Origin of the sequence: Corynebacterium sp. 11A, assembly GCF_008930935.1 — a bacterium.
Lineage (GTDB): Bacteria > Actinomycetota > Actinomycetes > Mycobacteriales > Mycobacteriaceae > Corynebacterium > Corynebacterium megadyptis.
On record NZ_PQMR01000005.1, the window covers coordinates 17,420 to 35,856 of the forward strand.

18 protein-coding genes are annotated in these 18,437 nt (G+C 62.9%); 11 read left to right on the plus strand and 7 right to left on the minus strand.

Annotated elements, in window-relative coordinates; all coding sequences use genetic code 11:
- Window positions 1-66 precede the first annotated feature (66 nt).
- The 5 genes from GBB18_RS05330 to GBB18_RS05350 all read left to right on the plus strand — a co-directional run bounded on the left by GBB18_RS05330 (window position 67) and on the right by GBB18_RS05350 (window position 4,218).
- Window positions 67-1,155, plus strand: coding sequence for an inositol-3-phosphate synthase (locus tag GBB18_RS05330; protein ID WP_151549721.1), 1,089 nt, complete (start codon window positions 67-69; stop codon window positions 1,153-1,155).
- A gap of 203 nt (window positions 1,156-1,358) precedes the next feature.
- The gene (locus tag GBB18_RS05335) at window positions 1,359-1,817 is read left to right on the plus strand and encodes a MarR family transcriptional regulator (protein ID WP_151529714.1); all 459 of its coding nucleotides are present in this window, start codon (window positions 1,359-1,361) and stop codon (window positions 1,815-1,817) included.
- Between the two features lie 104 nt (window positions 1,818-1,921).
- A complete protein-coding gene (locus tag GBB18_RS05340; RefSeq protein ID WP_151640984.1) occupies window positions 1,922-2,842 on the plus strand; it encodes a universal stress protein in 921 nt (306 codons plus the stop codon).
- A 46-nt stretch (window positions 2,843-2,888) separates the two neighbouring features.
- Window positions 2,889-3,569 carry an SDR family oxidoreductase gene (locus GBB18_RS05345; RefSeq protein WP_151640985.1) on the plus strand — a complete coding sequence of 227 codons (681 nt, stop codon included), beginning with the start codon at window positions 2,889-2,891 and terminating at the stop codon, window positions 3,567-3,569.
- 121 nt (window positions 3,570-3,690) lie between these two features.
- A complete protein-coding gene (locus tag GBB18_RS05350; protein ID WP_225979221.1) occupies window positions 3,691-4,218 on the plus strand; it encodes a DUF4133 domain-containing protein in 528 nt (175 codons plus the stop codon).
- Here GBB18_RS05350 and GBB18_RS05355 read toward each other — a convergent pair.
- Window positions 4,202-5,104 (minus strand): rhodanese-related sulfurtransferase, encoded by a 903-nt coding sequence (locus GBB18_RS05355; protein ID WP_151640986.1) that lies wholly within the window; start codon window positions 5,102-5,104, stop codon window positions 4,202-4,204. The two genes, GBB18_RS05350 and GBB18_RS05355, sit on opposite strands and share 17 nt — an antisense overlap.
- 100 nt (window positions 5,105-5,204) lie before the next feature.
- Between GBB18_RS05355 and GBB18_RS05360 the strand changes: the two genes are divergently transcribed.
- The gene (locus GBB18_RS05360; protein ID WP_151529710.1) at window positions 5,205-5,555 is read left to right on the plus strand and encodes a hypothetical protein; all 351 of its coding nucleotides are present in this window, start codon (window positions 5,205-5,207) and stop codon (window positions 5,553-5,555) included.
- A gap of 32 nt (window positions 5,556-5,587) precedes the next feature.
- Here GBB18_RS05360 and GBB18_RS05365 read toward each other — a convergent pair whose 3' ends face one another.
- Together GBB18_RS05365 and GBB18_RS05370 are read right to left on the minus strand one after the other, a co-directional pair.
- Window positions 5,588-7,081, minus strand: coding sequence for a DUF1846 domain-containing protein (locus GBB18_RS05365; RefSeq protein WP_151640987.1), 1,494 nt, complete (start codon window positions 7,079-7,081; stop codon window positions 5,588-5,590).
- 211 nt (window positions 7,082-7,292) lie between these two features.
- Window positions 7,293-8,495 (minus strand): pyridoxal phosphate-dependent aminotransferase, encoded by a 1,203-nt coding sequence (locus tag GBB18_RS05370; protein ID WP_370513263.1) that lies wholly within the window; start codon window positions 8,493-8,495, stop codon window positions 7,293-7,295.
- An 89-nt stretch (window positions 8,496-8,584) separates the two neighbouring features.
- Here GBB18_RS05370 and GBB18_RS05375 point away from each other — a divergent pair, with 89 nt between their 5' ends.
- From GBB18_RS05375 to dhaM, 4 genes are all read left to right on the plus strand, one after another.
- Complete coding sequence (locus GBB18_RS05375) at window positions 8,585-9,394, plus strand: Fpg/Nei family DNA glycosylase (RefSeq protein WP_151640988.1); 810 nt, start codon at window positions 8,585-8,587, stop codon at window positions 9,392-9,394.
- Window positions 9,395-9,577: 183 nt separating this feature from the next.
- A complete protein-coding gene (gene dhaK, locus GBB18_RS05380; protein ID WP_151640989.1) occupies window positions 9,578-10,579 on the plus strand; it encodes a dihydroxyacetone kinase subunit DhaK in 1,002 nt (333 codons plus the stop codon).
- Window positions 10,580-10,594: 15 nt separating this feature from the next.
- Complete coding sequence (gene dhaL, locus GBB18_RS05385) at window positions 10,595-11,230, plus strand: dihydroxyacetone kinase subunit DhaL (protein ID WP_151640990.1); 636 nt, start codon at window positions 10,595-10,597, stop codon at window positions 11,228-11,230.
- 3 nt (window positions 11,231-11,233) lie between these two features.
- Window positions 11,234-11,920 (plus strand): dihydroxyacetone kinase phosphoryl donor subunit DhaM, encoded by a 687-nt coding sequence (gene dhaM / locus GBB18_RS05390; RefSeq protein ID WP_151640991.1) that lies wholly within the window; start codon window positions 11,234-11,236, stop codon window positions 11,918-11,920.
- Here dhaM and GBB18_RS05395 read toward each other — a convergent pair.
- From GBB18_RS05395 to GBB18_RS05410, 4 genes are all read right to left on the minus strand, one after another.
- Window positions 11,917-12,498 (minus strand): TetR/AcrR family transcriptional regulator, encoded by a 582-nt coding sequence (locus GBB18_RS05395; protein ID WP_151640992.1) that lies wholly within the window; start codon window positions 12,496-12,498, stop codon window positions 11,917-11,919. The two genes, dhaM and GBB18_RS05395, sit on opposite strands and share 4 nt — an antisense overlap.
- Before the next feature lie 104 nt (window positions 12,499-12,602).
- Complete coding sequence (locus tag GBB18_RS05400) at window positions 12,603-13,211, minus strand: VanZ family protein (RefSeq protein ID WP_151640993.1); 609 nt, start codon at window positions 13,209-13,211, stop codon at window positions 12,603-12,605.
- 58 nt (window positions 13,212-13,269) lie between these two features.
- The gene (gene leuS, locus GBB18_RS05405; protein ID WP_151640994.1) at window positions 13,270-16,119 is read right to left on the minus strand and encodes a leucine--tRNA ligase; all 2,850 of its coding nucleotides are present in this window, start codon (window positions 16,117-16,119) and stop codon (window positions 13,270-13,272) included.
- 204 nt (window positions 16,120-16,323) lie between these two features.
- Complete coding sequence (locus GBB18_RS05410; RefSeq protein ID WP_151529701.1) at window positions 16,324-17,562, minus strand: dicarboxylate/amino acid:cation symporter; 1,239 nt, start codon at window positions 17,560-17,562, stop codon at window positions 16,324-16,326.
- A 378-nt stretch (window positions 17,563-17,940) separates the two neighbouring features.
- On the opposite strand from GBB18_RS05410, the gene GBB18_RS05415 reads away from it, so the two are divergent.
- Window positions 17,941-18,399 (plus strand): SdpI family protein, encoded by a 459-nt coding sequence (locus GBB18_RS05415; protein ID WP_151549735.1) that lies wholly within the window; start codon window positions 17,941-17,943, stop codon window positions 18,397-18,399.
- Window positions 18,400-18,437 lie beyond the last annotated feature (38 nt).

Consider the following 18,437-nt stretch of genomic DNA (forward strand, 5'->3'; position numbering starts at 1 on the left):
GCCGCGGTGCGCCCCCACCCGTAGGAGGTGTCGCGGCGGTACAAGTTTGTTTGAAGGAGTTTGCCCATGAGCGGAGAAATCCGTGTTGCGATCGTCGGAGTTGGTAACTGCGCCACCTCGCTGATCGAAGGCGTCGAGTTTTATAAGGACGCCCGCGATAGCGACGATGTTCCCGGCCTGATGCACGTGCGCTTCGGCGACTATCACGTCAAGGACGTCACATTCGCCGCAGCCTTCGATGTGGATGCCGCCAAGGTGGGGCTCGATCTCTCCGAGGCCACCCGCGCATCCGAGAACTGCACCATCCAGATTGCGCAGCTGCCGCATCTCGGCGTGAAGGTCCAGCGCGGCCCCACGCACGACGGCCTCGGCCGCTACTATCAGCAGACCATCACCGAGTCCGAAGAGGAGCCGGTGGATGTGGTGCAGGCCCTCAAGGACGCCCAGGTGGATGTGGTGGTCAGTTATCTGCCCGTGGGTAGCGAGGAGGCCGATAAGTTCTACGCCCAGGCCGCAATCGACGCCGGCTGTGCCTTCGTCAACGCCCTGCCGGTGTTCATCGCCTCCGATCCCGAGTGGGCCGAGAAGTTCCGTGCCGCCGGGGTGCCGATTGTGGGCGATGACATCAAGTCCCAGGTGGGCGCGACCATCACCCACCGCGTGATGGCCAAGCTCTTCGAGGATCGCGGCGTGCGCCTCGAGCGCACCATGCAGCTCAACGTCGGCGGCAACATGGACTTCAAGAACATGCTCGAGCGCGAGCGCCTGGAGTCCAAGAAGATCTCCAAGACCCAGGCCGTCACCTCCAACCTGAAGACCTCCCCCTTGGCGGGCAAGGTGGATGATCGCAATGTGCACATCGGCCCCTCCGACTATGTGGGCTGGCTGGATGATCGCAAATGGGCCTATGTGCGCCTCGAGGGCAAGGCCTTCGGCGAGGTGCCGCTGAACCTTGAGTACAAGCTCGAGGTGTGGGACTCCCCGAACTCCGCGGGCATCATTATTGACGCCCTGCGCGCGGCGAAGATTGCCCTCGACCGCGGCATTGGCGGCCCGATCGACGCCGCCTCCTCCTATCTGATGAAGTCCCCGCCGAAGCAGCTCGGCGACGACGAGGCCCGCGCCCGCCTCGAAAGCTTCATCGCCGGCGACTAAACCCCACCGGTGGGCGCGAACGCAGCGCCCTAGCGGCCACGGCCACGGACGACGCCCTGTGGTGTCTGTCCGTGGCCGTACTGCATTCTCCTGCCTCCCGTGGACAGACACCTACCCCCGCCGCAGCACACCCACCTGCCGAAATACTTTTTCACCTAAACAATTTTTAGGACAGTACTGTTTCGCGCCATAGAATATGGACTATGAACGCGCAACCTTATTTTGAACTCGCCCGGAATGCACGGCCCGCGCTCACGCAGCTCTACGTCACCTATTTCCGGCTTGCAGAGCGCTCCGATCTCACCGGACCGCAGCTGACAATCCTGTCTCGCTTGAAGTCCGATGGAGCGGCGCGTATCAGCGAACTAGCCAAGCGGGAGGGCATTCGCATGCCCACCGCCTCTAATGCCTTGCACCAGCTCGAATCCCGCGGCTTGGTGGAGCGCGTCCGCGATAATAATGACCGCCGCGGCGTGCGCGTGCAGCTGACCGAGCAAGGCGCTGTCGAACTCGAGCGCGTCGGCGAGGAACGTATCGCCCAGCTGGCTGATATGTTTAGCACTCTCGAGGATGAGGAGATCGCCGCTATCGAAGAGATCGTCCCGATTATCAATCGCCTCGCCGAGCGCTATACCGCCCAAACCCGCAACGGCGATAAGTAACTAGCCTCGGAGCGTGCCCGCCCCTGTTCCTTTGTCCGCCCAGATGAAAGTTGAGCGCATGAGCAGCGCTCGGCCCCGCCCTCGCCGCTCATGCATAGACACCTATGCCCGATTCTCGCCTCCGCGTATTGATAGCGTGGCAGCCCGACGCCGCCAATAACGAAATTCTCGATGCCGTCGCATGGCTACACCGCTCTGGGCCCATCACCGTCCGCGCCATCTCGGCCTTTACCCGCCCCTGGCCACAAACTTCCCTATCCAAACTGGGGGGCAAGTACAAGAAGTGGTTGAAGAAGCAGGAGGAGGCCAGCCGCGAAGTGGTGACCGCCGCGCTGCTCGACGCCGGCGTGGACAAAGACTGCTTCGATAGCAAGCTCGCCGTCTTTGCCGATGGCTCCTCCGAGCCGCATCTGCTCACCCAGGCTGCCAAGGACTTCCACGCCGACATTATCCTGCTGGGCCCCGCCCAAGCCGCCCCCAAGGGGCGATATTTGGCCGGCACCACCGCCGATGCGCTGCTGCACGCCTCCCCTTATCCCCTGGGCCTGATCCCGCGCGAGGTGAAGCTGGGCAAGAAGGGCGTGAACCGAGTCTCCTGCGCGCTCACCGAGGAGGCCGGCAGCGCTGCCGTCTTCGATCATGCCGCCGCGGTAGCCGAGACCTACTCCGTCCCGCTGCGGATCGTGGCTTTCGTGCCCGATCGAGTGGGCAATGCGTTGAAGTCCACGAATAGCAAGCTCGAGTCTGTGCTGGCTGATGACGCCCGCGAACATGCGCTGGCCAATCTTGATCGGGCGCGAGATAGCGTCGTCAAGCATCGCCCCGAGCTGCAGGTGGAAACGGAACTCGCTACCGGCAGCGGCTGGTCCGAGGCCATGGACGCGGTGAAGTGGAAGAAATCAGATCTGCTCGTGGTGGGCTCCGAAGATAGCAATCCCATCGCGCGGGTGTTCATGGGCTCTCATACCTCGGCCGTGCTCAAACACGCGCGCGTACCGGTGATGATCTACCCGACCACGACCTAAACCCGCCCCGTGTGGGGCACAGACTACGCATAGGAGACACGCACATATGCGCACAGCACTCGTTACCGGCGCCAGTGGGGGAGTGGGGCGCGAGATCGCCGAGCAGCTTATCGACGCCGGCTGGGTGGTCTATGCCCACTATCGCAGCGAGTCACCCGCCACGGACAAGACCCGGGCCGCCGTCTCCCAAGCCAGCTGGTTCCGCCTTAATTTCGATTCCCCCGAGCTCGATCTCTCGGCCGTGCCCGATATCCACAGCCTCGATGCGCTCATCCACTGCGCCGGCTACTGCCAGCTCAACCGCATCGAGGACGCCAGCAGCCAGGAATGGCAGGATTCCTTCAACGTCAATCTGCACGGCCCGGTGGCGCTGACGAATCATCTGCTCCCCGCCCTGCGCGCCGCCCAAGGCACCATGGTGTATCTCAACTCGGGGGCCGGTTTTCGGGTCAAGCCCGAATGGGGCAGCTATGCCGCCGCCAAGTTTGCCGCCCGCGCTTGGTGCGATGGGCTGCGCGAGGAAGAGCCCGGCATCCGCGTCTCCTCGATCCACCCGGGCCGCATCGATACGCAGATGCAGCGCGCCATCGTGACCTATGAGGGCGGCAGCTATGATCCGCATCAATTCCTGACCGCCGAGACCGTGGCGCGCTCGGTGGTGCAGGTGATCACCACACCGATGGATGCCCAACCCACCGAGCTGGTGCTGCGTCCCCGCCCTCACTAGCGCCGCAGCGCCGCATGCTGGGGTCTACCCACGATGCGGAGCAGCGAGTAGGGTGGCGAAGAAAGGGCTGGATAAACGGCCCGAGAAGCACGACAAGGCAGAGCTATAGGGGTGAGAAGCCATGCAATCCGAGTCTGAAGACGATCCACGCCCGCCGCGGCCGGAGTCTGCGGCGGGCCCCACGCCCGCCGCCGGCCTGCCCGAGGGACAGTATTTCGATCCCACCGTGGATCGGGTCTCCACCACGCCCCGCGGCCCCTCCCGTGAGGAGTTCGAGCGCGACCCCTTGGCGTGGTTCGAGCACAGCCGCCGCTCCTCACGCAGGGCCATTGCCTATGCGCTGACGATACCCCTGCTCACCGTCCTCACTGGGCTGGTGATCGCGCTCATCTCCCGCGCCCACGGCGGACCGATCTGCGAGGCCGGGCTCTCGACGTGGATCTGCAGCCGTGACTACGAGATTCTATTCTCGCTGGTGCCCCTCGGCGTGGCTTTGGCCGGCACCTTCGGCGCTTTTTGGATCACCTATCGCACCTGGGCCCGCTATGGAGCATGGCGGCCGTGGCTCGCCATCATCTGGGTGCTCATCCCTGCCTCCTTGGCGTGGATGACGGGCTTCGGCTGGATGTTCGTTAACGGTCACCACTAGCGGCGGCAGCGATCTCAGCGCAGCCCGCATCGCCGCAGTGCCCCACGGAATCCGCGCAGTCCGCGCACATGAGCGTCTGCTTGCGGCAGGCCTGGTTGCTGCAGTTGTGGAAGTCATTCGTGGCCGCACCACAGTGGGCACAGTGCCCCAGTTGGGTGAACTCGCCGCCCTCGAACTCCATGTGCATGCGCTTGTCAAAGACGTAGAGCGAGCCTTCCCAGAGTCCAGCGTTACCGTACTTTTCGCCATAGCGGACGATACCGCCATCGATCTGATAGACCTCCTCGAAGCCACGGTTTTTCATCAGACTCGACAACACCTCGCAGCGGATACCGCCGGTGCAATAGGAAACCACCGGCTTATCCTTCATCCAGTCATATTTGCCGGAATCGAGCTCTGCGATGAAGTCGTGGGTTGTGGAAACATCGGGCACCACGGCGTTTTTAAACTTGCCGATCTGCGCCTCCATGGCATTGCGCCCGTCGAAGAACACCACCTCCTCGCCGCGCCGCTCCACTAGCTCATTCACTTCTTCGGGCTTGAGGTGCACGCCGCCGCCGATCACACCGTCGTCATCCACCTTCAGCTCGCCCGGCGCACCGAAGGCCACGATCTCATCGCGGACTTTCACGGAGAGTTTCGGGAAATCCTCGGCCCCGCCCTCGGACCATTTGAACTCCATGGGCTTGAAGTATTCGCGGGTTTTACGGACATATTTCTTGCAGGAATCCATCGGTCCGCCGACGGTGCCGTTGATGCCGTGCTCGGAGATCAGAATGCGGCCGCGCAGCCCGAGGGACTCGCAGAGGTCGCGCTGCCACAGCATCACGGCCTTGGGGTCGGCGATGGGCTGGAACTTGTAGTAGAGCAGGATCTTCGAGAGCATATGTTGATCCTATTCCGGCACGGCGGCCAGTTCCTAACCACCGCGGCGGGCAGCGCAGGAGGGCGGGGGTGTGGTGAACGGTGTTCTAGAATGAGAGGCTATGGAACCTTTTGATATCAATGCCGGTCGTTTCTATCTGCGGGCACTGCACAACCAAACCACCCTCGACGACGGGCCCACCCTGCGCTCGATCACGCCCACCCCAGCGATTCAGTCCAATGATGACGCCGAGGATGGCTGGATGAACAATACCTGCTATAGCTGGGCGGTGTGTGAACAAACCTCCTCAGATCTGCTGGCCTTGGTCACCTACGAACCGGCCACCGATACCGTGACCTCCTACCCAGCCGGGGAGGCAGACACGGTATGGGATCATAACCGCGAGCTCGAGCCCATCACCTTGGGCCAAGCGGCCGCTACGGGCGAAAAGGCGGTCCGAGCGCACATCTAGCGCCACACGAACCGCCTTCTACGCGCTCGGTGTTACTTCCGGAAGAGCAGCTTCTTCTGATAGATCGGATCGGAGGTCACCTGGATATCCAGGTTGCGGAAGATCCCCTCATCCACCGAGCCGAGAATGGTGGTGGTGTGCACGTCGAGGCCACGCAGGTTGTGCAGCTCCTCTAGGGCGCGGCGGGCATTAGGGTCATGATCCGCCGAAACGCTCAGGGCGATGAGCACCTCATCGGTGTGCAGCCGCGGGTTGCTGCTGCCCAGCTGCTCGATCTTGAGGGTCTGGATGGGCTTGATGGAGCTCGGCGCCAGCAAGTCCACATCCGGCTCGATACCGGCCAGATACTTCAGCGCGTTGAGCAGCATGGCCGCCGAGCAACCGAGCAAAGCGGAGGTCTTGCCGGTAATGATCTCGCCATCATTGAGCTTGATGGCGCTACCAGGCTGGCCGGTCTCCTCTGCGATGGCGCGCGCCGGCTCGATCACGGGGCGATCAGTTTCGTGAATGCCCTGCTTGCCCATGAGCAGGCGAATGCGGCCGGATTCCAGCGGCGCCTTTTGATTCTTCTTCTCCTCTACCAGCGCCTTGTAGTAGCGCCGGATGATCTCCTGCTTGGCAGCCTCGCGGCACACCTCATCATCGCTGATGCAATTACCCACCATGTTCACGCCCATGTCGGTGGGGGACTCATAGGGAGAGTGCCCGGAAATCTTCTCCAGCAGGTGCTTGAGCAGCGGGAATACTTCCACATCGCGGTTGTAGTTCACCGCCTGGCTGCCATAGGCCGCCAGGTGGAAGGGGTCGATCATGTTCACATCATCCAGATCGGCGGTGGCGGCCTCATAGGCAGCGTTCACCGGGTGATCCAGCGGGATATTCCAGATGGGGAAGGTCTCGAACTTGGCATAGCCCACGTCAATGCCGCGCACGTGCTCGTGGTAGATCTGCGAGAGGCAGGTGGCCAGCTTGCCCGAGCCGGGGCCGGGCGCGGTGACGATAATGAGATCGCGGCTGGTGTCCGCGTACTCGTTGCGGCCGAGGCCATTCTCGGAGACGATGTGCTCGGTATCAGCTGGGTAGCCCTCGATCACGAAGTGGCGGGTGACCTTCAGGCCCAAGCGGGTGAGCTTCTCCTGGAAGGCGGTGGCGTGCTTATTGCCCTCCTCGCACTGGGTCATCACCACGTTATCCACGAGGAAACCACGGGCGCGGAAGACATCCACCAAGCGCAGTACATCATCCTCATAAGAAATGCCAAGGTCGGCGCGCATTTTACCGCGTTCCAGATCCTTGGCGTTGATGCAGACCATGATCTCGACATCGTCCTTGATGTTCTCGAGCATCGCGATCTTGTTGTCGGGAGTAAAGCCCGGCAACACACGGGAGGCGTGCATATCGTCGAAGAGCTTGCCTCCCATCTCCAGATAGAGGCGTCCGCCGAGACTCTCTCGGCGCTCCTTAATGTGCTCAGATTGCATCTGAATGTACGCGGATCGGTCGAAGCCAATGGCGGGTGAAAGCATAGAGCAACCTCACTTGAGATAAGAGCGTAAAGGGGGGCGGCAACTGACGTAGTGGCAGCGGTCGGAGTGAGGCCCTGTGGCGGCCTACATTCTCTCTGACGGCCGCCGCTACGGTTACCCTGAGATACTACCGCCGTCGGGGAACAATTGCATAAAGGAGCATTAAACGCGCTGGTGAGAGCTTATTTTAATTTCTGTTTGTCGATAGTTTTTAGCGTCGAATATAGGCCTCCAGGCGATCGCAGGCGGCCACCACATCGGCGGTATCGCAGGCATAGCTCAGCCGAATCCAGCGGTGCCCGTGCACGGTGTCGAAATCCACTCCGGGCGCCACCGCCACCCCCGTGGCGTCGAGCAACTCATGGGCGAAGCGAAAGGAGTCCTCGGTGATCGAGGAGACATCCACATAGCAGTAGAAGGCGCCATCCGCGGGCGCGATATTCTCCAAGCCCAGCGCGGGCAGCCGCTGCATGAGGATCTCTCGGTTGCGGGCATAGCGCTGCACATGCGCGTCGAGTTCCTCCAGGGCGGCGTCGTCAAAAGCACGCAGCGCGGCCTGCTGCGAGATCGCCGGCGGGCAGACCGTGAAATTGGCATGGAGGCGATCGAGCGCTCCCACCAGCTCCGGCGGCACGATGAGCCACCCGACCCGCCAGCCGGTCATGGAGAAATACTTGCTCACGCTGCCTACGATGACCGCCCGTTCAGAAAACTCGGCGGCGCTGCGGCACTGGGCTCCATAGCTGATGCCGTGGTAGATCTCGTCGGAGATCAGTACCACACCGTGCTCCTCACACCACTGCGCAAGACGACGCAGCTCTGCCGGATCGATCACCGTGCCGCTGGGGTTGGAGGGGGAGGTCACAATCACCGCCCGCGGTAGCCGCGGCAGGGCCTGCAGATCCTCGACGCGCAGCTGGAAGGCATGCTCGGCATCGGTGACGTCGATCTCCACCATGCGTACCCCGAGCGCGGAGAGCACATTCCGATAGGCGGGATAGCCCGGGCGGGCCAGCACCACCTCATCGCCGGGATCGCAGACGGCGAGAAAGAGCGAGGTAAACCCGCCCGAGGAGCCGGTGGTGATGAGAATACATTCCGGATCCACCGACACCCCATAGCGGCGCTGATAGTAGGCGGCGATGGCCTCTTTAAGCTCGGACGTGCCGCTGGCCGCTGTGTAGCCGAGGATATCCTGGCGCACCACCGACTCGGCCTGCTCCAGCACGGGGCTAGGTGCCGGGGTCGAGGGCTGGCCCACGCATAATAGCAGCGCATCGCCGTGTGTCTGGCGGCGCTGGAGGGCCCGGGCGAGAATATCCATCACGATAAAAGGTGCGATCTCGCCACGCTGGGAGAAGTGCATCGGCGCTGCGGTAGGGGAGGAGTCGGTGGAACGCGAAGCTGCTGACATGCCCTTTAGTATGGCCCATGCGCGGCAGCCGGCGCCCGTTGCCGCGCGGAGCCCCCTGCGCGTCATGGAGCGGCCTACACTAGAACACCATGCCCGAAGGTCATGTGATTCACCGCCTCGCCCGTCAGCTCAACCAGCATTTCGCCGAGCAGAGCGTGCAGGTCAGCTCGCCACAGGGGCGCTTTGCCGCCGCCGCGGCGCAGCTTGACGGCCACCGCTTCGACCACGCAGATGCCTGGGGCAAACACCTCTTTATCCACATCGATAACCCACAACCGGACTCGATTGTGCATATTCACCTCGGGCTCATCGGTAAGTTTCACTTCGAATCCCCCGAAGCCGACTGGGGCCAGATTCGGCTGCGCATCGCGAACGAGGACATAGCCGCCACGCTCCGCGGCCCCCAGTGGTGCCGGCTTATCACCGCCGAGGAGCAGGCCGCGGCGATCGCCCGGCTGGGGGCAGATCCCTTGCGCGCGGACTCAGACTGGGAGGAGCTTGCCGGCCGCGTCGCCCGCTCGCGCCGCAGTATCGCCTCGCTCTTGATGGACCAGAAATACTATGCCGGGGTGGGTAATATCTACCGCGCCGAAGTGCTCTTCCGGCAGGGAATCGATCCTTTCACCCCGGGCCGAGAGCTCACGGCGGCGCAGCGGGACGCCATTGCGCAGGATCTCTGCCAGCTCATGCGTGATGGGGAAAAGAAGGGCTGGATCGACACCGTGCTGCCCGCCCACACCCCCGAGGCCATGCGGCGGCCGGCGCGGGAGGATGCGCACGGCGGCGAGGTCTATGTTTACCGTCGCGCCGATCAGGATTGTCTGGTGTGCGGCGGGCCCGTGGCTAACCGGCCCGTGGAGGGGCGCAATCTGTTTTGGTGCCCCTCCTGCCAGAGCTGAACAGCGGCGCGGCGGAGCAATTCTACGCTCCCGTAGGGTAGGGGAGCAATGCAGGTCACCCCATAAAGAGGGGCGAAAAACGGCGGCGGTGTCGGTACGGCAGATTCCGCTACGCTGGGGGATGACAGGGCTACCTACTCGCGTCACTCCATTCACCGTCGAGCCCCAGAGGGAGGGTGTCAGATGAAGAAATTGATGAATGATCCCCATGATTATGTCGCCGAGTCCATCGCCGGATTCGCCGCAGCACACTCCGAGCATGTGCAGATGCACACCGAGCCGTTATTTGTGTCCCGCTCCGCTGCCACGCGCAAGGAGGAGGGCAAGGTCGGGCTGATCTCCGGTGGCGGCTCGGGGCATGAGCCGCTCCACGCCGGATTCGTGGGCACCGGCATGCTGGATGCCGCCGTGCCCGGCGCGGTATTTACCTCGCCCACACCGGATCCCATCCAGGCCGCCACCGTGGAAGCCAACCGCGGGGCAGGTGTGGTGTATTTGGTGAAGAACTACACCGGCGATGTGCTCAATTTCGATACCGCCGCCGAGCTCGCAGAGCTGGACGATATCGAGGTGCGGCAAGTGCTGATTAATGATGACGTCGCGGTGGAGGATTCGCTCTACACCGCTGGTCGACGCGGTGTGGCCGGCACCCTGCTAGTAGAAAAGATCACCGGCGCCGCCGCCGAGCGCGGCGATAGCTTGGACGAGGTGGTCGCCGTGGCCGAAACCTGCGTGGCCCAGGTGCGCTCCATGGGCGTGGCCCTGAGCCCCTGCCACGTCCCGCATGCCGATCAGCCCTCCTTCGAGCTGGCGGAGGGCGATGTGGAACTCGGCGTGGGCATTCATGGCGAGCCCGGCCGCCGCACCACCACCTTCGGCAGCGCCGATGAACTCACCGACGCGGTGCTGGACCCGATCCTCGCCGATCTCTCCCTCGCCGCCGGCGAGAAGGTGATTGCACTGGTCAACGGCATGGGTGGCACGCCCCTCTCGGAGCTCTATATTGTCTACCGCCGTCTCGCTGAACGACTTACTGAACAGAACGTCACTATATCGCGCTCGCTCGTAGGCAACTACGTCACCAGCCTCGATATGCAGGGCTTTTCCATCTCGCTCATGCGTGTTGATGAGCAGCTGCTGGCGCTCTATGACGCTCCCGCCCACACCCCCGCTTTTACTCACTAAGGAGGCTTGAGAATAATGGCTGAACTCTCTCTCGATTGGGCTCTCGCGTGGATCGACCGCTGCGTGGCCGAGGCCGCCGCTCACCGCGTGGAACTGACCGATCTCGACCGCGCCATCGGTGACGCCGATCATGGCGAGAACCTCGACCGTGGCTTCGGCGCGGTATCCGCCACGCTGAAGCAATCCACCCCAGACACTCCCGCCGCGGTATTCAAGACGGTGGCCGCCACGCTGATCTCGACCGTGGGCGGCGCCTCGGGCCCACTGCTCGGCACCGCCTTCATGCGCCTGGCCAAGGTGGCACCGGAGCAGATCGACGCCACCGCCGTCGCCGAGATGTATGAGGCCGCCGTCGCCGGTATCCAGGCCCGCGGCAAGGCCGAGGAAGGGGAGAAGACCATGGTGGATGCGTGGGCCTCGGCTGCGGCCGCCGCGCGTGCCGCCGCCACTGAGGGCGCCGATGCCGCCGCAGCACTGCAGGCTGCCGCCGATGCGGCCGCGCAGGGCGCAGAGGCCACGATCCCCATGAAGGCCACCAAGGGCCGCGCCTCCTATCTGGGGGAGCGCTCCGAGGGACACAAGGATCCCGGCGCCACCTCCTCGGCCTACTTCCTCGCTGCGGCCGCCGCAGCCGCACAGGAAGGCAAATAACTCATGGCCGTCGGCCTTGTTTTTGTCTCACATTCGGCCCAGCTGGCCGAGGGGCTGCGCGATCTCGCGCGGCAGATGGCCTCCGAGGTGGATATCCGCGCCGCGGGCGGCACCGCCGATGGGGGCATTGGCACCTCCTATGACCGCATCGAGTCGGCCGTCACCCAGCTGCGCGACGCCGACCGCGAGGTGCTGATCCTCACGGATCTCGGCTCAGCCACCATGACCGTGGAGATGCTGCTCGAGTTCCATGAGGACGAGCCCATCTGCTTCGTGGATGCGCCCTTGGTGGAGGGCGGTATCGCAGCAGCCGTGGCCGCCCAACAAGGCGTGGATCTACGCGGGGTGGAGGCAGCGGCCCGCAACGCTATCTATGGCTTCCGTGCCCCCACGCAGGAGGACACGGCGGCAGCCGAGCCGGAGGCCGCGGCGGATACCACCGCTGGCTATAGCCGCACGGCCGTCGTGGCCGACGAGGCTGGGCTGCACGCCCGCCCCGCCGCGCTCATCGCCGAGATGGCCGCCACGGCCGAAGGAGAAATCGCGATCAACGACGCCGATGCCGCCTCGGCGCTCATGGTGATGGGCCTAGGCATCAGCCACGGAGAGACAGTCACCATCAGCGGCGAGGCCACGGATTCCGCGGTGATCGATCGCATCGCTGAGGCCATTGCCGCGGGCCTCGATTAGGCGCGTAAACCCTGGAATACGTAGCTCAACGCCATATCGGCGGCGTCCTCGGGCTCGCCTTCATAGCAGGCCGCGGTGGTCACGCAGCTGGTGATGATGAGCTCCGCGATCACGCCCGGCTCCAGCGCGGAGCTGAGGCGCTGGGCGGCGCGGGCGGCGTCGATATGCGTGATGAGTTCCTGGCGTAGCTGCTGCCGCACCTGCCGCAGGGGTGCGCTCAGCTCCTCGGAGCCGCTGGCCGCCACGGCGAGCCGGAGGCTGCCGCGATCCTCGGCGAGGGCCACAGTGAGTTCCCACACCATGTTCTTGAGAATGTCTAGGCCATCATCCTCGCCCTCCTTGGCGAGGGTGATAATGCTGGCGCAGGTGTGCTGGGCGCGCTCGGCCACAGCGGCGATGAGCTCGCCCTTGGATGCCACGTGGTGATACACCGCGGACTTGGTGATGTTCAGTGCGTGCGAGATCTGGCTGATGGATGTCTCCGCAATACCGCGTTGGTGAAACTGCTCCTCAGCGGCGCTAATGATATCCGCGCGGCTATTGCCGGGTCGTCCCCTCCGGCGTGGCTTCTCGCTCACCTGCTCCCTCTCTTTTCCTCGGCTCGCGCTCGGACGCGACCTAAAGCTGAGTGCCTAATAGTACAACACTGGGCCTGAGAGCAGCAGCGCCCCAGCTAGCGAGGTTAGTGCGCCCAGCAGCCGGCGCTCGCCACCACCACATCCGGACTACCGAGCCGTGATCCGAGCCCGTATAGCAGCATGAGGGTGAGCATAAAGAGTAGGCACACCGCCACAACGATGCGCTGCACCACCGGCGGCGACACAGTGGCCAGCCATGCCCCTAGGACAGCGCCCAGGGCGTTATAGAGCAGATCATCGATATCGCTATAACCCAGACGGAGTACATACTGGGCGATCTCGATGCCTAGGCTCAGCGCGAAACTCAGGAGAGTGGCCGTGCGTACCGGATAGGTGCGGCCGCGCAGCAGCAGCACCAGCACAAAGCCGAGCGGAGCGAAGAGCACCACATTGCCCGCCACGTTGAGGAGCGAGCCCACGACGGACTGGGCATTCCAGAAATCATCCAGTGGCAAGAGCTCCACGCCGCGATGGCGGTGCGCCTCGCGCTGCCACAGGTGGCCGATAACAAATACGCTTTTTAATAAGGTTGCAGCGATGATGGTGAGCAGCTGACAAACCAACGCAGCCCACACGAGCCCAGGGCAGGGGCCACTGGGACGTGCGGGCTGGGCGGCCTGGGTCCCCTGACCGATCGATTCCTCGAGTGTCATGGGGCCCTCCTGGGTGTCCGCGTCAGAGATACACCCAGCGTAGTTCACGGCCGGTGGGTTACTTAACCACGAGATTGATCATCTTGCCCGGGATCACGATCTGCTTCACCACAGTCTTTCCCTCAAGATGCGCGGCCACCTTCTCATCGGCTGCGGCCAACTCCACAAGGGCCTCGCGATCGGCCTCCACCGGAGCTTGGATGCGGCCGCGAACTTTGCCATTGACCTGCACCGGCAGCTCCACGGTATCGTCCTTCAGCCAGGCCTCATCCCAGGTGGGGAAGGGCTCATAGGTGATGCTCTCCTCGTGGCCGAGGACACTCCACAGCTCCTCTGCGATATGCGGGGCGATCGGGGAGAGCATAGACACCGCCGGCTCCACGGCCGCCCGCGGGGTGGCAGTGGAGGAGTAGTGCTTGGTAAGAAAGTTCACGTACTCGATGAGCTTCGCCACCACGGTGTTCATGCGTAGGTTCTCATAGTCCTCACGCACGCCCGCCACGGTGCGGTGCAGGGCCTTGAGGGTGGCGTCGTCAAGCTCCTGTTCGGAGACGCTGCACTCACCCGTGGATTCCTCCACCACCAGCCGCCACAGACGCTGCAGGAAGCGGTGGGCGCCCACCACGTCCTTCGTGGCCCAAGGGCGGGACGTATCCAGCGGGCCCATGGACATCTCGTAGACGCGCAGGGTATCGGCACCGTACTCATCACACATATCGTCCGGGGAGACGGAGTTCTTCAGGGACTTGCCCATCTTGCCGTACTCCTGCGTCACCTTCTCGCCCTGGTAGAAGAACTCGCCATCCTTCTCCTCTACCTCGGCGGCGGGTACGTACACGCCACGGGAATCGGTGTAGGCATAGGCCTGAATATAGCCTTGGTTATAGAGGCGGTGATAGGGCTCGCAGGAGCTCACATAGCCGAGATCGAAGAGCACCTTATGCCAGAAGCGGGAATACAGCAGGTGCAGCACGGCGTGCTCGACGCCGCCCACATAGAGATCCACGCCGCCGCCCGGGGCGCCCTCGCGGGGGCCAGTCCAGTAGCGCTCGTTCTCAATATTGCAGAACTGCTCCTCGTTCTTCGGATCGATATAGCGCAGCTGGTACCAGGAGGAACCAGCCCACTGGGGCATCACATTGGTATCGCGAGTGTAGCTCTGCAGCCCATCGCCCAAATCCAACTCCACATTCACCCAGTCAGTGGCCTTAGCCAGCGGCGGGTGCGGAGAGGAATCGGCATCGTCCGGGTCAAAGGACACCGGCTTATAGTCCTCCACCTCCGGCAGCTCGATGGGTAGCATCTCCTCCGGCAGGGCGTGGGCCACACCCTTGTCGTCATAGACGATAGGGAAAGGCTCGCCCCAGTAGCGCTGGCGGGCAAAGAGCCAATCGCGCAGCTTGTACTGGATCTTCTCGCGGCCATAGCCCTTCTGCTCCAGCCAGGCGATAGTGGTGGCGACGGCCTCCTCCTTGCCTAGGCCGTTGATGTCCAGGCCTTCCTCATTGGCGGAGTTCACCGCGATCCCCGGCTCGGTGAAGGCGGCCGTGGAAATATCGCCACCGGCCACCACCTCCCGAATGGGCAGACCGAAGGCTTGGGCGAATTCATAGTCGCGGTCATCGTGCGCCGGAACGGACATGATGGCCCCAGTGCCATAGCCGGTGAGCACATAATCACCGATAAACACGGGGATCTCTTCACCGGAGACAGGGTTCACGGCCTGCACGCCGAGGTACACACCGGTCTTGTCCTTGTTCTCCTGGCGTTCCAGATCGGACTTGGCGGCGATCGAGGAGCGATAGGCGGCCACGGCCTCTGCAGGGCTGGCGGCACCAAAGGTCCAGCGCTCGTCCACGCCCTCATAGCTCTCGGGCGCGTGGGTGAGCAATTCGTCCACCAACTCGTGCTCGGGGGCGAGCACCATATAGCTTGCGCCGAAGAGGGTATCCGGGCGGGTGGTAAACACAGTGATGGTGTGGCCGGCGGCGCGGAAGTCCACCTCGGCACCGCGGGAGCGGCCGATCCAGTTCCGCTGCATGGACTTCACCTTCTCCGGCCAATCCAGCAGATCCAGATCATCGATCAGGCGGTCCGAATAAGCAGTAATGCGCATCATCCACTGCTGCAGATTCTTGCGGAACACTGGGAAGTTACCCCGCTCCGAGCGCCCCTCGGCGGTGACCTCCTCATTGGCCAGCACAGTGCCCAAGCCGGGACACCAATTGACCGTGGAGTTCGAGCGATAGACCAAACGGAACTCGTCAATCACCTCGGCCCGCTCGACGTCATTCAACTCCACAAAGGGGCGGCCATAGCGCTCGGGGGTGGCGATCTCGCCGGACTCGAGCAAAGGGATCAGCTCGCCGATACGGCGCGCCTTATTTGTCCGCTCATCGAACCAGGAATCGTAGATCGTCAGGAAGATCCACTGGGTCCAGCGATAGAAGTCCGTATCCGTGGTAGCGAAACTGCGGCGTGTATCGTGCCCCAGGCCGAGACGGCCGATCTGGCGGGACATGTTCTTAATATTGGCCTCGGTGGTCGTGCGCGGGTGCGTCCCGGTTTGCACCGCGTACTGCTCAGCCGGCAGGCCAAAGGCGTCATAGCCAAAAGCGTGCAGCACGTTCTTACCCAGCTTGCGATGAAAGCGAGCAAACGCATCGGTGGCGATATAGCCCAGCGGGTGGCCCACATGCACGCCCACGCCCGAGGGATAGGGGAACATGTCCTGCACAAAGAGTTTGTCCTCAGGAAGGTTCTGACCGCCCTCTTCGGCCAACTCACCTACAGGGTTCGGTGCATTGAAGGTGCCGTGATCAGCCCAATACTTCTGCCACTTGCTTTCAATGTCGGCCGCAAGGCCGGCACGGTATCTATATGCGGGTACATCGCTCGAGTTAGTCATGCGTCATAGTGTAGCCGGTGTGTCTCGCCACTTTCGCACAGCCATCCACGCTAGGCACGCCTGCGGGGATGGGGGAGCGTGTGGTGAATGTTTCACGTGAAACATTCACCCCAAAGTGCAGCTTTTTTAATTACTAACCGCAGATACACTAAACCGCCCAGAACCTATCCGAATGGACAGTCTGGACGGCGTGAGAATGCGGTATTAAGCGTCCTCTAGTTCAGTTTTCTTCTCTGCGCCCCGACCGCCGGAGAGCTTATTGACGATCATGGCGATAGCACCGTCGCCGGTGACATTACATGCGGTGCCGAAGGAATCGATGGCGATATAGGCGGCGATCATCAACGCCACCTGATCATCAGTGAAGCCGAGCATGGAACTCAGAAGAGTAGAAGCGGCCATGATGGCGCCACCAGGCACGCCGGGCGCTGCGATCATGGTGATACCCAGCATGAGCACGAAGCCGAAGGCGAGTGCGGGACTCACCGGAGTGCCCGCCATAAACATGATGGCAAAGGCGAAGAGCGAGATCTTCATCATCGAGCCCGAGAGGTGGATGGTGGCGCAGAGCGGCACCACAAAGCCAGCCACATTGGCGGAGACACCATTCTTCTGCGCGCAGGAGTACGTGACGGGGATGGTGGCAGCCGAGGAGGAGGTACCCAGCGCGGTGAAATAGGCAGGCAACATCGTCTTCCATGCGCGCAGCGGGTTGCGGCCGGCGATAGCGCCCGCGATGAGGAATTGCACCAGCAACAACACCAAGGTGGCCACGATTGCCAGGATGAGTACGACGGCGAACATCGTCATGGTCTTTTGCATATTGCCGTTCTTGCCCATGGAGAGGAACATGCCGAAAATGAAGATGGGCAGCAGCGGAATCACGAACTTACGAATGGTGAGCTGCACAATCTCTTCCACCTCCTTCGCCAGCGTATAGGCGGTATCGGCCTTGACCACCGTCATACCGATGCCAAAGATGAAGGCCAAGAGAAGCGCCGTCATGATATTCATCAAGGGCGGCATTTCTACCTCGAAGTAGGGGGCGAGGGCGCCGGCGTCAATGTCCACGGCATCACCCAGCGCCTCGGAGGAGAGCAGCGAGGGATAGAGCCCGCGGCTCAGTCCATAGGCGGCGAACCCGGAGAGCACCGTCGATGCATAGGCGATGGCGGTGGTCACGAGGAGCCACTTACCCGCGCCGCGTCCGATGCCCGCGATGGCGGGGGCGATGAGCGCGAAGATGAGAATGGGAATGAAGAAGCCGAGGAAGTTTCCGAAGAGCCCGTTGAAGGTGACGAAGATGCGTGCCAGCCAATCGGGAAGCACGAGACTCAGAGCGCTACCGAGGACGATCGCGACGATGATCCACATCAGCAGCGAGCCGAGAAAGCCTCCTTTCTTTTTCTCCGGGGCGGCCATCGTGGCCTGTCCAGTGTTCATGAGAATCCACTTTCTTTTTCGTAACGTGACGTTATTTCACTAACCTTGCGCACCAACAGAAGCCGTTGTGGCGGTTTCTCCGCATCTGAGCTATTCTCGCTGGTCAGAGCGTTGCGATTCGGCGCAAGATACCCGCAGGCCGCGCCAGAACGGTGAATAGTCCAGATGCCCAGACACCACGCGTCCACACAATGGAGACGCCTGTGCGTAGGCCTCAATCTACCGCACCAACGGCGTCCTACCACCCTTGCTCCCCGATCTGCGGCTGAGAGATAGCCGACAACCACCCGCTCGGGGAGGGTAGTGCTCCACCCTGGCAGAGAATGATTGCCGCCGAGCTTTTCGCGCGACCGCCACCCATGGCTTAGAGTGTCATTCATGGCTGTCCTCGGCATCATTTTGCTTATTCTCACCCTTGCCCTTCTCGTCCTCGGCGCCCTGGCATGGACACAGCACCTGCCCGGCAACGGCGTCATCGGCATCCGCGTACCCGAGGTCCGCACCTCGCGGGAGATGTGGAACGCCGCCCACAAGGTGGCCGGCCCCGTGTGGCTGGTCGCCGGCCTCGCCATGGGCATCGGCGCCCTGCTGGCCTTTTCCGCCCAAGGGTGGATGTGGCTGCTTGTTCTCGCCGCTGTCGTAGCCAGTGCCGCGCTGCTGGGCATCGGCGCCGCCCTCGGCGCCAAAACAGTGGCCATTATCGACGCCAACCGCAAGATTTCCGACGCCGCTGCCGCCCAGGCGGACGCCTCGGGGCCTGCAACTCCGCAGCCCGAGGTGGACGTCGATAAGCTGCGTTCGGCGCTGCGCCGCTCTCAGAATCAGGACGAGACCTAAAGGTCAGCGTCTATAGTTCATTCATTGGTGTACTATCG

Coding starts and splice junctions, on each gene's coding strand:
- GBB18_RS05330 (WP_151549721.1), top strand. CDS start 67: ATGAGCGGAGAAATCCGTGTTGCGATCGTCGGAGTTGGTAACTGCGCC.
- GBB18_RS05335 (WP_151529714.1), top strand. CDS start 1,359: ATGAACGCGCAACCTTATTTTGAACTCGCCCGGAATGCACGGCCCGCG.
- GBB18_RS05340 (WP_151640984.1), top strand. CDS start 1,922: ATGCCCGATTCTCGCCTCCGCGTATTGATAGCGTGGCAGCCCGACGCC.
- GBB18_RS05345 (WP_151640985.1), top strand. CDS start 2,889: ATGCGCACAGCACTCGTTACCGGCGCCAGTGGGGGAGTGGGGCGCGAG.
- GBB18_RS05350 (WP_225979221.1), top strand. CDS start 3,691: ATGCAATCCGAGTCTGAAGACGATCCACGCCCGCCGCGGCCGGAGTCT.
- GBB18_RS05355 (WP_151640986.1), bottom strand. CDS start 5,104: ATGCTCTCGAAGATCCTGCTCTACTACAAGTTCCAGCCCATCGCCGAC.
- GBB18_RS05360 (WP_151529710.1), top strand. CDS start 5,205: ATGGAACCTTTTGATATCAATGCCGGTCGTTTCTATCTGCGGGCACTG.
- GBB18_RS05365 (WP_151640987.1), bottom strand. CDS start 7,081: ATGCTTTCACCCGCCATTGGCTTCGACCGATCCGCGTACATTCAGATG.
- GBB18_RS05370 (WP_370513263.1), bottom strand. CDS start 8,495: ATGTCAGCAGCTTCGCGTTCCACCGACTCCTCCCCTACCGCAGCGCCG.
- GBB18_RS05375 (WP_151640988.1), top strand. CDS start 8,585: ATGCCCGAAGGTCATGTGATTCACCGCCTCGCCCGTCAGCTCAACCAG.
- dhaK (WP_151640989.1), top strand. CDS start 9,578: ATGAAGAAATTGATGAATGATCCCCATGATTATGTCGCCGAGTCCATC.
- dhaL (WP_151640990.1), top strand. CDS start 10,595: ATGGCTGAACTCTCTCTCGATTGGGCTCTCGCGTGGATCGACCGCTGC.
- dhaM (WP_151640991.1), top strand. CDS start 11,234: ATGGCCGTCGGCCTTGTTTTTGTCTCACATTCGGCCCAGCTGGCCGAG.
- GBB18_RS05400 (WP_151640993.1), bottom strand. CDS start 13,211: ATGACACTCGAGGAATCGATCGGTCAGGGGACCCAGGCCGCCCAGCCC.
- leuS (WP_151640994.1), bottom strand. CDS start 16,119: ATGACTAACTCGAGCGATGTACCCGCATATAGATACCGTGCCGGCCTT.
- GBB18_RS05410 (WP_151529701.1), bottom strand. CDS start 17,562: ATGAACACTGGACAGGCCACGATGGCCGCCCCGGAGAAAAAGAAAGGA.
- GBB18_RS05415 (WP_151549735.1), top strand. CDS start 17,941: ATGGCTGTCCTCGGCATCATTTTGCTTATTCTCACCCTTGCCCTTCTC.